Origin of the sequence: Salinibacterium sp. GXW1014 (assembly GCF_044769865.1) — a bacterium.
Classification (GTDB): Bacteria; Actinomycetota; Actinomycetes; order Actinomycetales; family Microbacteriaceae; genus Homoserinimonas.
The window spans coordinates 242,848-258,082 of sequence record NZ_JBIZWA010000002.1 but is presented as its reverse complement, the minus strand read 5'-3'; the positions used below and the strand labels follow the sequence as shown (position 1 = coordinate 258,082).

At 68.1% G+C, this 15,235-nt stretch carries 15 protein-coding genes; 3 read left to right on the top strand and 12 right to left on the bottom strand.

Features of this window, described 5'->3' with window-relative positions; translation table 11 throughout:
- Positions 1–13: 13 nt before the first annotated feature.
- Positions 14–490, top strand: coding sequence for an aminoacyl-tRNA deacylase (locus ACIQK7_RS11020; RefSeq protein ID WP_403024674.1), 477 nt, complete (start codon positions 14–16; stop codon positions 488–490).
- 90 nt (positions 491–580) lie between these two features.
- Here the strand turns inward: ACIQK7_RS11020 and ACIQK7_RS11015 are convergent, their stop codons facing one another.
- Positions 581–1,228: a DsbA family protein gene (locus ACIQK7_RS11015; RefSeq protein WP_403024671.1), complete on the bottom strand. Its 648-nt coding sequence runs from the start codon at positions 1,226–1,228 to the stop codon at positions 581–583.
- 139 nt (positions 1,229–1,367) lie between these two features.
- On the bottom strand, positions 1,368–2,333 hold the full coding sequence (locus tag ACIQK7_RS11010; RefSeq protein WP_403024668.1) for a hypothetical protein: 966 nt from the start codon (positions 2,331–2,333) through the stop codon (positions 1,368–1,370).
- A gap of 169 nt (positions 2,334–2,502) precedes the next feature.
- On the opposite strand from ACIQK7_RS11010, the gene ACIQK7_RS11005 reads away from it, so the two are divergent.
- Positions 2,503–2,658 (top strand): hypothetical protein, encoded by a 156-nt coding sequence (locus tag ACIQK7_RS11005; RefSeq protein WP_403024666.1) that lies wholly within the window; start codon positions 2,503–2,505, stop codon positions 2,656–2,658.
- Between the two features lie 40 nt (positions 2,659–2,698).
- Here the strand turns inward: ACIQK7_RS11005 and ACIQK7_RS11000 are convergent, their stop codons facing one another.
- The 10 genes from ACIQK7_RS11000 to leuA form a co-directional block, all read right to left on the bottom strand.
- A complete protein-coding gene (locus ACIQK7_RS11000; protein ID WP_403024663.1) occupies positions 2,699–4,084 on the bottom strand; it encodes a glycine--tRNA ligase in 1,386 nt (461 codons plus the stop codon).
- 104 nt (positions 4,085–4,188) lie between these two features.
- Complete coding sequence (locus ACIQK7_RS10995) at positions 4,189–5,256, bottom strand: aminotransferase class V-fold PLP-dependent enzyme (RefSeq protein WP_403024660.1); 1,068 nt, start codon at positions 5,254–5,256, stop codon at positions 4,189–4,191.
- Positions 5,257–5,333: 77 nt separating this feature from the next.
- Positions 5,334–6,494, bottom strand: a complete 1,161-nt coding sequence (locus tag ACIQK7_RS10990) for a cysteine desulfurase family protein (RefSeq protein ID WP_403024657.1) — start codon at positions 6,492–6,494, stop codon at positions 5,334–5,336.
- 4 nt (positions 6,495–6,498) lie between these two features.
- On the bottom strand, positions 6,499–7,350 hold the full coding sequence (nadC, locus tag ACIQK7_RS10985) for a carboxylating nicotinate-nucleotide diphosphorylase (protein ID WP_403024654.1): 852 nt from the start codon (positions 7,348–7,350) through the stop codon (positions 6,499–6,501).
- The gene (gene nadB / locus ACIQK7_RS10980) at positions 7,344–8,843 is read right to left on the bottom strand and encodes an L-aspartate oxidase (protein WP_403024651.1); all 1,500 of its coding nucleotides are present in this window, start codon (positions 8,841–8,843) and stop codon (positions 7,344–7,346) included. The genes nadC and nadB overlap by 7 nt, the downstream gene beginning before the upstream one ends.
- 2 nt (positions 8,844–8,845) lie before the next feature.
- Complete coding sequence (gene nadA, locus ACIQK7_RS10975) at positions 8,846–10,120, bottom strand: quinolinate synthase NadA (protein ID WP_403025685.1); 1,275 nt, start codon at positions 10,118–10,120, stop codon at positions 8,846–8,848.
- 63 nt (positions 10,121–10,183) lie between these two features.
- Entirely contained in the window at positions 10,184–10,885 is a 702-nt protein-coding gene (locus tag ACIQK7_RS10970) for an NrtR DNA-binding winged helix domain-containing protein (protein WP_403024649.1), read from the bottom strand.
- A 110-nt stretch (positions 10,886–10,995) separates the two neighbouring features.
- A complete protein-coding gene (locus tag ACIQK7_RS10965; protein ID WP_403024646.1) occupies positions 10,996–11,799 on the bottom strand; it encodes an isoprenyl transferase in 804 nt (267 codons plus the stop codon).
- Positions 11,796–12,554: a DNA repair protein RecO gene (recO, locus tag ACIQK7_RS10960; protein WP_403024643.1), complete on the bottom strand. Its 759-nt coding sequence runs from the start codon at positions 12,552–12,554 to the stop codon at positions 11,796–11,798. Before recO ends, ACIQK7_RS10965 begins: the two co-directional genes overlap by 4 nt.
- Before the next feature lie 46 nt (positions 12,555–12,600).
- Positions 12,601–14,370 carry a 2-isopropylmalate synthase gene (gene leuA / locus ACIQK7_RS10955; protein ID WP_403024640.1) on the bottom strand — a complete coding sequence of 590 codons (1,770 nt, stop codon included), beginning with the start codon at positions 14,368–14,370 and terminating at the stop codon, positions 12,601–12,603.
- A 221-nt stretch (positions 14,371–14,591) separates the two neighbouring features.
- Between leuA and ACIQK7_RS10950 the strand changes: the two genes are divergently transcribed.
- Complete coding sequence (locus ACIQK7_RS10950; protein ID WP_403024638.1) at positions 14,592–15,209, top strand: hypothetical protein; 618 nt, start codon at positions 14,592–14,594, stop codon at positions 15,207–15,209.
- Positions 15,210–15,235: the final 26 nt, after the last annotated feature.

Here is a 15,235-nt window from a genome sequence, read left to right as displayed (position 1 = left end):
GCAGCGCGAGAGCATGACAGCACTCACAGGAAGGGCGCGCGTGGCCGCAGCCGCCGAACAGCTCGGCCTCGACGTGGAGTTCGTCGAGCGAGGGCCAGCGACGAGCCTGGCCGAAGCCGCGGCATCCCTCGGCGTCGAACCATCCGACGTCGTCAAGAGCCTCGTGGTGAAACGGAAAGACGGCACATTCGCCTTCGCGCTCGTGCCTGGCGACCGTCAGATCTCGTGGGCAAAACTCCGTGCCGTCGTCGGTGTCAACAAGCTCTCGCTCCCCGACGCGCAGCACGCCTACGAGGCGACCGGCTTCGAACGCGGCACCATCACGCCGCTCGGCAGCACCACCGCGTGGCCCGTCTACGCGGATGAGCGGATGCTCGGCAAGCGCGTCTCGCTCGGTGGCGGAGAGCACGGGGTCACGCTGTTCGTCGACGCCGACGCGCTCGTGGCCGCCCTTGGCGCGACCGTTGCCGATATTACTGACCCTGTTTGAGCTCGTTCCCTGCCTCTGGGACCGCACACGCATCCCCCTCGCAAGCGATCGCTGCCGGATCGCCGAGCGCTATGAGCTTCGGGGCATCCGTCATGCCGCCGCCTCCTCGCGCACCTGGTGAAGCACCTGTTCGAAGGTCGACGCCTCCTGAGCACCCGAGACGCCGTACTTACCACCGAAGACGAAGAACGGCACGCCCTGGATGCCATACGCGGCAGCCTGCGCGACATCCGCCTTCACGGCCGGCGTGAACTCGCCCGACTCCAGCACGCGAACAACCTCGTCGCGATCGAAACCGAGCTCGGCAGCGATATTCGCCAGCGACTCGACGCGGCCGACATGCTCACCCTTCACAAAGTAGGCATCGAGCAGCCGCTCCTTGAGCTCCGCCTGACGGCCCTTCGACTTGGCGTAGTGGAGCAACTCGTGCGCCTTCACCGTGTTGGTCTGGTGCACGCGATCGAAGTCGTAGGAGAGGCCAACGCTCTCCGCGACCGCCGTCACCTGCCGAAGCATGCCCTGCGTCTGCTCCATCGAGAGACCCTTGCGCTGCGACAGGTACTCGGCCGGGGTGCCGTCGTAGTCCACCGGGGTATCGGGAGACAGCTCGAAGGAGTGGTATTCGATCTCGACCTCGCCGTCGAACCGCTCAAGCGCCTGCTCGAAACGGCGCTTGCCGATGTAGCACCACGGGCACTGGATGTCGGACCACACGTCGACCTTGATTGCGTTGCTCATGCTGGGCGCAACCTGTGCCCCGGCATCCGTATTCCCCGTGCCGGCGGCCGCGGCATCCGTGTTCCCCATGCCGGCGGCCGCGCCAGCCCGCTCCCGCTTCCGCGGAGCCCCTTTCCCCAGTCACACCCCTTTCGGAAATTCAGGAACCTCGCGCCAATGCCAGCCGTTCGGCACGCGGAACCCGCGGAACTGGGGACCTTGCGCCACACGTCTCGCCGCAACTTCCTGAGTTTCCGAAGTTGGCGCGGAGGGCGAGAGCCGCTCGGATCGCAGCCACAGCGAGCGGCCAGTTGTAGAAGACGACTTTCGCGGGCAGACGGATCGGGATGAGTCCCTCACGGAGGATCTGGATGTCCTTGAGTCGATCGGCGAGGAAGCGATCCCAGTGGAACTCCTCGCCGTCGGTCTCGAGACCGACGGTGCCGTCGATGACGAGATCCACGCGTTCTGCGGTACTCAACTCGGCTTGCGAGGCAACGTGGTGACCGAGGAGGCGCAATCGGGTGCGGGACAGACTTTCGGGCAGGCTCTCGCAGGCCGGATCCACCCAATTGCGCAGGTATTGATAGCGCGTCGGCAGCCGTGCCAGTATGCGATCGAGGTCGCTCAGCTCTATTCGGGCGGTGTGAAGCGCCCAGTCGAGAGCCGCAACGGCCGTCTCGATGTCCTCGTCAGCGATGACGCGGAGGAGGGCGTCCTGGAGGCCGACCGCGGTGGCAGACCCTGCGTCGCGGATGTCGGCGTCGTCCCAGTGCACGATCACGCCATGTTTGTACCGCGCCGTCAGCGCGACGCGGCGATTCCGAGGGGACCGGAGCCGCGCCGCATTCCGGGGAACAGACACATGGAGTGGCCCGTTGCGCTCCAATACCCAGCCACCCGCAGCCCTCACCGCGGAGAGGCCGGTCAACCGTCCTCCAATGCGCACCGCCATGAACTCCGGCGCACGCTGATCAACGGTTGCGTACCAGCCGTTGCGGGCACGCAACACTGCACCTGAACGAACTGCTGCGGTCAGGGAGGCATCCGTCGCACCGAGACGCACGAGCTGCCGCTTCTGAGCGAATCCACCCAAGTCCGAAACCCACTTCGCGATGATCGACATCGCACGATCCTGCGGAACTCGCGTGCTACGGGACGATGACCGCTTGCGGTCCGTGGAGGCCGGCATCCGGAGCTGGCTGTGGAGGGCCATACCCACCGGATCACGCGGCCCCGTGTCGGCCCCGCGTCGAGAAATTCAGGAAGCGGGGCGTTTCCCTGCGAGTTCAACGGTGGCAGAGACCGTGGCGGCGCGGGAGTTCCTGAATTTCCGAAGGTGGGGGCTGGGGCTGACGCGCTGGCTGGTGCTCGTGGGTGACGCCAAGCGGCGGCGCGGAGACGCCGCTGGCGCTGAGCCAGGCGGCGGCGCGGAGACGCCGGGGAACTGAGCCGTGCTGGGGCGCCGAGGTGCCGAGGTGCCGAATGAGGCTAGGCGCCGAGGAGCCGCTCCGCGAGGTAGCCCTGGAGTCGGTCGAGCGAGATACGCTCCTGCTGCATGGTGTCGCGCTCGCGCACCGTGACCGCCTTGTCGTCGAGCGTGTCGAAGTCGACCGTGATGCAGAACGGCGTGCCGATCTCGTCCTGCCGGCGGTAGCGGCGGCCAATCGCCCCGGCGTCATCGAAGTCGATGTTCCAGTACTTGCGAAGGTCGGTCGCCAGCTCCCGGGCGACCGGGGAGAGCTGCTCGTTGCGCGAAAGCGGCAGGACGGCCGCCTTGACGGGTGCGAGGCGACGGTCGAGGCGCAGCACTGTGCGCTTGTCGACGCCGCCCTTGGTGTTGGGCGCCTCGTCCTCGGCGTAGGCATCAACGAGGAACGCCATGAGGGAGCGAGTCAGGCCGGCGGCGGGCTCGATGACGTAGGGAACCCAGCGCTCGTTCTTGGCCTGGTCGAAGTACGACAGGTCGGTGCCCGAGTGCTTGGAGTGTGTCGAGAGGTCGAAGTCGGTGCGGTTGGCGATGCCCTCGAGCTCGCCGAACTCGCTGCCCTGGAAGCCGAAGCGGTACTCGATGTCGACCGTGCGCTTCGAGTAGTGCGACAGCTTCTCCTTGGGGTGCTCGAAGAGGCGGAGGTTGTCGGGGTTGATGCCGAGGTCGACGTACCACTGCAGACGGGCGTCGATCCAGTACTGGTGCCACTCTTCGTCGGTGCCGGGCTCGACGAAGAACTCCATCTCCATCTGCTCGAACTCGCGCGTGCGGAAGATGAAGTTGCCTGGCGTGATCTCGTTGCGGAAGCTCTTGCCGATCTGGCCGATGCCGAACGGCGGCTTCTGTCGCGAGACGTTGAGCACGTTGGCGAAGTTCACGAAGATGCCCTGCGCCGTCTCGGGGCGGAGGTAGTGGAGTCCTGCCTCATCGTCGACGGGCCCGAGGTAGGTCTTGAGCAGGCCGGAGAACTCCTTGGGCTCGGTCCACTGGCCCCGCGTGCCGCAGTTGGCGCAGGCGATCTCGGCGAGGCCACCCTCCGGTGCGCGACCCTTCTTCTCCTCGAACTCCTCCTCGAGGTGGTCTGCACGGAAACGCTTGTGGCAGCTCAGGCACTCGACGAGCGGGTCACTGAAGACCTCAACGTGGCCGGAAGCCTCCCACACCTTGCGCGGAAGGATGACGGATGAATCGAGGCCGACAACATCGTCGCGGCCGTTGACCATGGTCTGCCACCACTGCTTCTTGATGTTCTCCTTGAGCGCGACGCCGAGGGGCCCGTAGTCCCATGCAGAACGCGAGCCGCCGTAGATGTCACCGGCCTGGAAGACGAAGCCGCGACGCTTCGCGAGGTTGATGACGGGATCGAGAGCAGAGGCGTTGGCCACGGTGTAACTCCAAGGGTCAGCCACGCTGGATGCGCGGTCGAAGGGGGTGCGATGCATGCGCGATGCGCGACACCCAGCCTACTTGCCGGAACGATCCGTGCGAGTCAGCGCCCCAGTGCGCGTGCCACCGCGTCAACGTCGCTCTCGTCGTTCCAGAGGTGGAACGCCGCCCTGAGGCGGCCAGCTCGCCCAGAAGCCTTGATTCCGGCGGCCGTGAGCCTGCCGAGTGCGTCGCCGCTGGCATCCGGCCAGGTCACGATCGCCTGGTGCTGCTGCGGGATGCCGAGCGCGTCGCAGAGCAGGTCGCCGAGTCCGGATGCGCGGGCCCACACCTCGGTCATGTCGAGGTCTGCGAACATCCCGATGGCCGGTTCCGCCCCTGGCCAGCACGGCCACGCTGGTGAGACGTCGAAGCGCCTGGCGTCTGCCGCGAGCGTCATGTCAGGCCCGTAGATCGACTGCCAGATCTGCTCGCCGGCGTACCATCCTGCGTGCACGGGTGTCAGCTGCTCCGCGAAGGCTTCGGAGACGGTGAGAAATGCCACCCCGCGCGGCGAGCACAGCCATTTGTAGGCGTGGCACACGGTCGCATCGTATGCCGAGGCATCGAATGGATGCACGCCTGCCGCCTGCGTCGCGTCACACAGCGTGCGGCATCCGTGGGCGGCCGCCGCCGCTCGCACCGCGGCGGCATCGGCAACTCGCCCGGTGGAGGACTGCACGAGCGAGAAGGCGACGAGCCATGTGGCATCCGTGATGCTGGTGGCCAGGTCATCGAGGGGCACGGAACGCACCGTGATGTCGGCGCGTTGGAGGAAGGGGAAGACGATCGAGGTGAAGTCACCTTCGACGCACAGAACCTCGGCGCCCGCGGGCACGGCGGCGGCGACCACACTGGTGATGACGGAGGTCTGGGAGCCGATCGCGACCCTCTCCACGCCGACGTTGACGAGCCGCGCGAAGTGGGCGCGAGTCGACTCGACGACCTCCTCATACCCCATTGGGTCGCGCTGGGCTGAACGCCACGCATCGAGATCGGCCCGAATCGCGGCGACCGTGGCGTCGGTCGGGAGTCCGATCGAGGCGGCGGCGAGGTAGCCCCTGGCGGCGGATGCATCGAAGCGGTCTATCGCGGCGCGGAGGGATGCACTGGGCGTGGGGAGGGATGCCATGGTTCCATCCTGCCGCGCGCCTGCAGCGCGAATCATGCGAAGTTTGCGAGACGATGCAAGGGTCTTGCGCGGAGCGGCTATCGTGAGGCGATCCCTTGCACGATGCGCACGGACTCGATGACAGACTCGGCAGCCGCGAGCAGCGGGGGGCGTGTCGTCGTCGCAGCAAACGTGAAGCGCACCGCCGTCTGTGCGACCGCGGGATCGACACCGAGCGCCAGCAGCACCGGCGAGGGCTCGTCGCTCCCTGCCGCGCAGGCGGAGCCGCTCGAGCAGACGATGCCGCGGCGCTCCAGCTCCAGGAGCACGGCCTCGCCGCTCGTTCCCTCGAAGCAGAACGACGCGTTGCCTGGCAGTCGCGACTCAGCGTGCCCCGTGAGGCGGGCGCCGGGAAGCGCCGACAGGATCGTCGCGATGAAGAGATCCCGCGACTCGCGTGCCTCCTCGGCCCGGGCCTGGCGCTCCGCCTCCGCGAGGGTGAGCGCGGTCGCGAAGCCGACCGCACCCGCGACGTTCTCCGTGCCGGAACGACGCCCGCCCTCCTGGCCTCCCCCGTGCACGAGCGGCTCGAGCGGGATGCGCCCGCTCACGAAGAGCGCGCCGACCCCCTTGGGAGCCCCCAGTTTGTGCCCGGCGAGCGTCAGCGCCTCCACGGGGAGGCCGTCCCCGTCGGCGCCCGCGAGCCGAAGCCCGAGCCAACCGGCGGCCTGGACGGCGTCCGAGTGCAGTGGAACGCCCGCCGCGCGCGTCGTGGCGCCGATCTCCTCGAGGTGCTGCACCGTTCCCACCTCGTTGTTGGCAAGCATGACGCTCACGAGCGTGGTGTCGGCACGCAGCATCCGCTCGAGCGCCAAGGGGTCGACGAGACCGCCGCCATCAACAGGAACGTACTCGACGGTGAAGCCATGGAACCGCTCGAGGTAGGCGCAGGACTCGAGCACGGAGGGATGCTCGATCGGTGTCGTCACGATGTGGCGCCCGCGGGGATTCGCGAGCGAGATGCCCTTGATCGCGAGGTTGTTCGATTCCGTGCCGCCGCTCGTGAACACGATCTCCCCGGGGCGGCAGCCGAGCACCTCGGCGACGCGGGTGCGGGCCCATTCGAGGGCGGATGCTGCGCGCTCGCCGAGCTCATGGTGGCTCGAAGGGTTGCCGAACTCCGTTGCCAGGAAGGGGGTCATCGCCTCCAGCACCTCACGGCGCACGGGGGCGGTCGCGGCGACGTCGAAGTATGGCATGGTGTCAGTTCAGCTCGATGTCGAGACCCAGGTCGAGCGCCCGCACGCTGTGGGTGATGGCCCCCACCGAGATCACGTCGACGCCCGTGCCGGCGATGTCGGCGACCGTCTCGAGGGTCACTCCCCCGCTGGCGTCGACGACCGCGCGGCCCGCGACGAGCCGCACGCCCTCGCGCAGCTGATCGAGCGTGAAGTTGTCGAGCAGGATCGCGTCGACGCCGGCCGCGAGCACCGGCTCGATCTGGTCGATGCGGTCGACCTCGACCTCGAAGTGCACCGTGTGGCCGAGCTTGGCGCGCGCGTCTCGGAGCGCCTCGGTGAGGTCGCGCCCACCGGCCGTGAGCACCGCGAGATGGTTGTCCTTCGCGAGCACCGCATCAGAGAGCGAGAAGCGGTGATTGCTGCCACCACCACACCGCACGGCGTGGCGTTCCAGGACGCGAAGGCCCGGGGTCGTCTTGCGCGTGTCCGCGATGCGGGCGGACGTTCCGGCGACCGCCCCGACATAGCGGGCCGTCTCAGTCGCGATGCCGCTCATCCGCTGCATGAGGTTGAGGGCCACCCGTTCGGCACGCAGGATGCCGCGGGCATCTCCCGTGACGCGAGCGAGCGGCATGCCAGCGTCGAAGCGCTCGCCGTCACCCAGCAGTTCATCGACCTGCGCATCCGGGTCGCACGCCAGCATCGCCGCCGTGAACACCGCCATCCCCGACAGCACCCCCGGCTCGCGGGCAGCGAGTACCGCGGTGGCCCTGCTGCCGATGGGCAGGATCGTCTCGCTCGTCACGTCACCCCACGGCGCGTCCTCTGCCAGGGCTGGTAGGACTACTGCATCGATTGCGGATCGCGTCAGCATGCGATGGAAACCTCTCGTTCGGGTTGGCGCGACGACAGGTCGGCGTCGCTCCGGTGGTGTGCCCCGATGGATTCGGTGCGGTCGGATGCTGCGGCCACGACTTCTCGCGCGAGCTGGAGCAGGTTTGCGGTCTCGAGGTCGGCGACCCGGTGCTCGTCGGAGACCGGCACACTCGCCTCAGCGAGGAGCGCCTGGGCGCTCGCGAGACCGGCCGTGTCGCGGTGCAGGCCGACCCACTGCCACATGACCTGCTGCAGTTCGCTGCGGCTGATGGCTCGGTGGCCGCCGGCGGGCCTTCCCTCCGCTCGCGGAAGCGTCGCGGCTGAGGGTTGTTCCAGCGCGAGTGCCGCGCGGTGGCCCGTGACGAGGGCCTCGAGGAGCGAGTTGGAGGCGAGCCGATTGGCGCCATGGGCACGCGTGCAGGCTGCCTCGCCGACGGCGGAGAGCCCCCGGAGGGCCGTGCGGCCGTCATCATCGACCTCGACGCCGCCCATCCAGTAGTGCGCGGCGGGCGTCACCGGCACGGGTACCTCGCTCGGGTTGAGGCCGTGTGCCGCCGCCAGCGCCACGAAGCCGGGGAAGCGCCTGCGGAGCACGGCGTCGCCGAGCGGGCGGGCGTCGAGCAGCACGGGGACATCGCCCTGCGATTGCATCTGGCGCGCGATCGCCCTCGCGACGACATCGCGCGGGGCGAGTTCGGCATCCGGGTGTTCACGCAGCATGAAGCGTTCGCCGCGGGCGTCGAGGAGCACCGCGCCCTCCCCGCGCACCGCCTCGGAGATGAGCGGGGTGCCGGGCACGGCGAGCGTCGTGGGGTGGAACTGCACGAATTCTGCGTCGATGAGTCGCACACCGGCGCGGAGCGCCAGCGCGACGCCGTCGCCGGTCGCGCCGAGCGGGTTGGTGCTGTGGCGGTAGAGCTGGCCGGCCCCACCACTCGCAATGATGACGGCGGACGCGGCAAGCGTGTGCTCGCGGCCGTCGCGCAGCACCCGGATGCCCGTGACCGAGTCGTCGCCGACGAGCAGGTCCCGGGCGAAGCAGTGCTCCCAGACGGCGATGCGGGACGCCCGCACGGCACGCACGAGCGCGGCGATGATGGCGCGCCCCGTCGCATCCCCGCCCGCGTGCACCACGCGGGGAACCGAGTGCGCCGCCTCCAGGCCCCGCGCGAGTCGACCATCGGGGCACCGATCGAACTCCGCGCCCAGCGCGATCAGCTCATGAATCCGCGCGGGGCCCGCCTGGCAGAGGACTCGCGCGGACACGGGGTCTGAGAGCCCGGCTCCCGCCGCGAGTGTGTCCGCGATGTGGGCCTCGACACTGTCGTCGTCGAACAGGGCCGCTGCGATGCCGCCCTGGGCGTAGAGGCTGTTGCTCTCACCGAGGGGACCCTTGGTCATGAGGATGACGTCGTGCCCGGCCTTCGAGGCGGTGAGTGCCGCCGTCAGCCCGGCGGCGCCGGACCCCACGACGACCACGCGTTCGGCCAACGTCAGCCCTTCGGCTTGGCCGCGAGCATCCGCTCGAGCGCGACCTTCGCGGTGGCGGCGACGTGCTCCGAGACCGTGATCTGGTTGAGCACCTCGCCACGCACGAGGGCCTCGAGTACCCAGGCAAGGTAGCCGGGGTGGATGCGGTACATGGTCGAGCAGGGGCAGATCACGGGATCGAGACAGAAGATCTCGTGCTGCGGATGCTCGGCCGCAAGGCGCGACACCATGTTGATCTCGGTGCCGATCGCGAAGGTCGTCGGCTGCGTCGCGGCCGCGACCGCCTTCTGGATGTAGTCGGTCGACCCGGCCTCGTCGGCTGCGTCGACGACCGGCATGGGGCATTCAGGGTGCACGATGACTCGCACCCCCGGGTGCTCGGCACGGGCCTTGTCGATCTGCGCCGTCGTGAAGCGCTTGTGCACGGAGCAGAAGCCGTGCCACAGCAGCACGCGGGCGTCGAGCAGGTCTGCCGAGGTGTTGCCACCGAGTGGCTTGCGCGGGTTCCACATGGGCATCTGCTCGAGCGGCACGCCCATCGCCTTGGCCGTGTTGCGGCCGAGGTGCTGGTCGGGGAAGAACAGCACCCTCTGCCCGCGTTCGAAGGCCCACTCGAGCACAGTCTCGGCATTGCTTGAGGTGCACACGATGCCGCCGTGCTCGCCGCAGAAGCCCTTGAGCGCGGCCGAGGAGTTCATGTAGGTGACCGGGATGACCGGCACCCGGCCGCTCGCATCCGGTTCCGTGCCGTAGAGGGCCTCGAGCTGCTCCCAGCATGCCTGGACGGAGTCGATGTCGGCCATGTCGGCCATCGAGCATCCGGCGGCGAGATTCGGGAGCACCACCGACTGTCCCGGCTGCGCGAGGATGTCGGCGGTCTCGGCCATGAAGTGAACGCCGCAGAAGACGATGTGCTCAGCCTCGGGTTTCGACTGCGCGGCATTCGCGAGCTGGAAGGAGTCGCCGACGAAGTCCGCGTACTCGATGATCTCGTCGCGCTGGTAGTGGTGGCCAAGGATGACGAGACGCTCGCCCAGGGCATCCTTGGCTGCGCGGATGCGGGCATCGAGCTCGTCTGCGCTTGCCGTGCGGTACTCCTCCGGGAGGGCACCCTGCCGTGGCGCCCCGGCGGGAATCACATCGGTCATTGACGAGCCCGGACCGTATCCCGGCACCGAGTCGAAGGTCCAGGGCGCCTCCGCCAGGTCTGGCGTGCAGACCGCGTCGGCCGAGAGCGCCGCGGCGGTGGGCGTGAGGCGGAAGCTCTGGATCGTCATGTCGACTGAGGTCACGGGATGCTCCTGGTGGCTGATGCGCTTGTCGGGGTGTCGGGAGACGGGTCAGGTGGCGCGCGGCCCGAGCGGGCCGTTGTCGGCCATGTCGATCGCGTCGTTGTAGCGGTAGAGGCGGGGCGGGCGGTGGCGGCCGCCGGTGACGACGGCGGTCGTCGCGACGAGCGCGCCCGTCGCCTCGATCTGTCGCCGGAAGTTGGCCGGGTCGAGGGGTTTGCGGAGGATGGCCTCGTGCACGCCCCTCAGTTGGCTGAGGGTGAAGGTCTCGCCGAGGAGTGCGTGCGCGATACGGCTGTATTCGACCTTGTTCCGGAGCCGCCAGAGCGCATAGTCGACAATGACGTTGTGGTCGAAGGCGAGCTCGGGCAGTTCGTCGGCCATGAACCAACGGACATTCTCGCCCTCGGTGACGCGGTCGGCCTGCTCGGCATGCACGAGTGCCCAGTAGACGATCGAGACGACACGATCGCCCGGGGAGCGCTCGGGATCGCCGAAGGCATACAGCTGCTCGAGATACTTGGGCTCGAGATCGATCGTGTCCTTCAGATGGCGGCGCGATGCCTCCGCGAGGGATTCGGCGGCCTGGAGGCGGCCACCCGGGAGGGCCCAGCGACCCACGTAGGGATCCCGGATGCGCCGCACGAGGGGAATCCAGAGCGTTGGGGCGCCCCCGTCGCGGCCCGGGCGCAGCGCGAAGATGACGGTCGAGACGGCGAGGTCGATCTCGCCGTGCGCCGGGCTGTCGGCCATCCTCGCCGCCGTTCCTGTCGGATCCAGTAAAGGTCAGTCTGACCAGAACCCATGATAGCGCTTAGGGTGGCGATGACCCAAACTCGCTCGCGGGATGTTACGCGCACACCTCAGGCGGTCGGAGAGTCGACCGCGCCCCCGAAGCGGCGGTTGCGCTGGGCATACAACTCGATCGCATGCCACAGGTCCGTTCGCGAGAAGTCCGGCCAGAGCGTATCGAGGAACACCATCTCGGCATACGCGCTCTGCCAGAGCAGGAAGTTGCTCGTGCGCTGCTCCCCCGACGAACGCACGAAGAGGTCGACATCCGGCATCTCGGGCGTGTAGAGGTGGCGCCGGATCGTCTTCTCGCTGATACCCGAAGGGCTGAGCCGACCGGCCGCGACCTCCGCAGCGATGTCTCGCACCGCATCCGTCAGCTCGTTGCGGCCGCCATAGTTGACGCACATCGTCAGCGTGAGGGTGCTGTTGCCCGCTGTCAGGCGTTCCGCGAACTGCAGCTCCTTGATGACGGATGCCCACAGCCGCGGGCGGCGCCCTGCCCACCGCACGCGCACGCCCCACTCGTTGAGCTGATCCCTGCGGCGGTGGAGCACCTCGCGGTTGAAGCCCATGAGGAAGCGCACCTCGTCGGGCGAACGCTTCCAGTTCTCGGTCGAGAAGGCATAAACGCTGAGGTGCTTGACACCGATCTGGATCGCCCCTGCGACGACGTCGAGGAGGGCGGCTTCGCCAGCCCTGTGACCCTCGACCCTGGTCAGGCCGCGCGAGTTCGCCCAGCGGCCGTTGCCGTCCATGACAACGGCGACATGCTCTGGAACGGCACCCCGCGGCAGTGTCGGCGGCGTCAAGCCGGTCCAGTCGAGCGGCTTGAAGTCGATCGCGTCGGGATGGGTCTTGCGCACGGGACTCACGGGGCTGACTCCTCCTTCTGCGCGGCACGCGCGCTGCGATCGACGTGTTCAAGGGAACGCAGCCTGCGCTCCATGTGGAACTGCGCATAGGCGGCCACGACACCGCTCGCCTGTGAGCGGATGCGCTCGTCGGCCTCCTCGGCCACCGCCCAGTCGCCCGACAGGAGCGCCCCGAGCAGTCGCAGGGTCGCGGCATCCAGTCTTGGCGCGCCGGGCGGGGCAACCTCATCGCTCACGACACCGCCCAACTGCACGACGAACGCAGAGTGAGGGCCCGGGGCACCCGTCATGGCGCAGTCATAGAAGCTCGGCGACCAGCCGGCGATGGCGAGGGAACGCAGCAGATAGGAGTCGAGGGTCAGGCTCGGGCCGTGCTCGCGCCGCGCGAGCGAACGAAGGGCACCCACAAGCAGCAGGTACTGCTGCAGGCTGCCCTCATCCTCCGTGAGCTTGTCCGCGGTCTCCACCATCGCGCTCGCCGCCGTGTAGGCACCGTAGTCCGCCGTGATGGCAGAGCCGTAGGCGCCGATCGACACCGCCTGCGTCACGACATCCAGCGTGCGGCCCTCGAAGAACTGGGCATCGGCCACCATGAACGGCTCGAGGCGCGCACCGAACTTCGACGCCGTGCGCCGCACACCCTTCGCGACCGCTCGAATCTTGCCGTGCTGGCGGCTCAACAACGTGACGATGCGGTCGGCCTCACCCAGCTTGTGGGTGCGGAGGACGACGACCTCATCGCGGTAGAGCGGCATCCGTCAAGTATCCCCGACCCCGCCCGGCCAGCTCACCTGCGGCGTGTCAGCCGGCCTGCGCCACTGCCGCGGGTGCCACCGAATCGAGGCGCACCGCACGGTTGACCGCCGAGACGACCGCCTTGAGGGATGCCGTTGAGATGTCTGCATCGATGCCGACGCCCCACAGCACTCGGCCATTGACGTTGAGCTCGACGTAGGCGGCCGCGTGGGCGTCACCGCCCGCACTCATCGCGTGCTCCTGGTAGTCGTAGAGCGAGACGTCGATGCCGCCGCGGTCGCGCAGGATGTTGAGGAACGCCGCGATAGGACCATTGCCCGTCGCGTGCACCTCACGATTCTCATCGTCGACCCGCAGGTTCACGTGAAGGTCAACCTGGCCGTCAAGGTTGCTCGCGGTGCGGGTCTGCCGGATCTCGAAGCGGCCCCACTTCTGCTCGCGATCCGCCGCCGGCAGGTACTCGTCGCTGAAGATCGCCCAGATCTCGTCGCTCGTGACCTCGCCACCCTCGGCATCCGTCTTCGCCTGCACGACGCCCGAGAACTCGATCTGCAGCTTGCGGGGCAGGTCGAGCGCGTGGTCGGACTTCAAAAGGTAGGCGACGCCGCCCTTGCCCGACTGCGAATTGACCCGGATGACCGCCTCGTAGTTGCGGCCAAGATCCTTCGGGTCGACAGGGAGATACGGAACAGCCCAGTCGAGCTCATCGACCGAGACACCCTGCGCGGCCGCCCGCGCCTCCATGGCCTCGAAGCCCTTCTTGATGGCGTCCTGGTGCGAGCCACTGAAGGCCGTGTAGACGAGGTCGCCGGCCCAGGGGCTGCGCTCCGGCACGGGCAGCTGATTGCAGTACTCGGCCGTGCGCTTGATCTCGTCGAGGTTGCTGAAGTCGATCTGCGGGTCGACGCCCTGCGTGAACATGTTGATGCCGAGCGCGACCAGGTCGACGTTGCCCGTGCGCTCGCCATTCCCGAAGAGGCATCCCTCGATGCGGTCTCCCCCGGCCATGTACCCGAGTTCGGCGGCCGCAACCGCGGTGCCGCGGTCGTTGTGCGGGTGGAGGCTGAGGATGACGTTCTCGCGGTGGTTCAGGTGCCGAGACATCCACTCGATCGAGTCGGCATAGACGTTGGGTGTGGCCATCTCGACCGTGGCGGGCAGGTTGATGATGACCTTGCGCTCGGGAGTCGGCTCGAGCACCTCGAGCACCTGGTTGCAGACGTCGACCGCGAACTCGAGCTCCGTGCCCGTGTAGCTCTCGGGCGAGTACTCGTAGTAGATCTCGGTGCCCTCGGCGATGGGCTCGGCCGCCTTGCACAGGCGCGCACCCTCGAGCGCGATGTCGATGATGCCCTGCTTGTCGGTGCGGAACACGACATCACGCTGCAGGATGCTCGTGGAGTTGTAGAGATGCACGATCGCGCGCTTCGCACCCTTGAGCGACTCGTAGGTGCGGTTGATGAGCGCTTCGCGCGCCTGCGTCAGGACCTGGATCGTGACGTCGTCAGGAATCAGGTCTTGCTCGATGAGCGAGCGCACGAAGTCGAAGTCCGTCTGGCTCGCCGAGGGGAAGCCGACCTCGATCTCCTTGTAGCCCATCTTGACGAGCAGCTCGAACATGATGCGCTTGCGCTCGGGACTCATGGGGTCGATGAGCGCCTGGTTGCCGTCACGGAGGTCAACCGCGCACCAGCGGGGCGCCTGCGTGATGCGCTTGGATGGCCACGTACGATCGGGCAGGTCGACGACGATCTGCTCATGGAAGGGGCGGTACCGGTGGATCGGCATCGCGGACGGCTTCTGCGTGTTCTTCATGGTCTTGGTTCTCTCTCGCTTCGGTTCGGATCAGCCGATGACAAACACCGCGACGAGGGAGGCCTGGAGACTAGGACTCGTCGCGGCAGCTAAGGAGAAGCAGACCGAACAGCACAACAACAGGGTAACACCACCTCGCGTGGCCCGAACCGCAGCGCTGACGATCAGGATGCGCAAAACGTTGGGTGGCGCCGAGTCCGCGCGACGCCGAGAATTTCAGCATGACGAAAACGACCCCGCGCGCTGGCATCGCGTTTCTCGCCGCGACCGCCTGCCTGCTCCTTGCCGCGTGCGCGGGCACTGGCGCTGACCCCGGAGACATCATGGACGTTCCCGCACCCGCGATCGGGGCCGAGGTGATCGGCCAGGGCACCGTCATCCAGAAGGACGACGGCCCGGTCGAGATCTGCCTCGGACCCATCACGATGATCTATCCCCCGGCATGCGGAGGCCCGGAGGTCGCCGGCTGGGACTGGGACTCCGTGGACGGCGCGGAGACCGAGGGTGGCACGACGTGGGGCACCTATGCGGTGCAGGGCACGTGGGATGGCACGCGCCTCACCGTGACGGAGCCGCCGATCATGCTCGCGCTCTACGACCCCATCGCGATCGAGGACCCCTACGCCGACCCCGCCAACGCCGGCACGACTCCCGAGGCGGAGCTCACGCGGGTTCAACAGGAACTCGGCGCACGAGATGGGGTGCTGGCCACCTATATCGACAACGGCTACGTCTTCGTCGAGGTCATCCACGATGACGGAACGCTTCAGCAGGAACTCGACGAGCTCTACGGTGCCGACGTCGCCGTCGTCAGGTCGCAGCTGCGGCCCGTCGACTGACGACGAGTCGACGGGCCGCGCGCCGC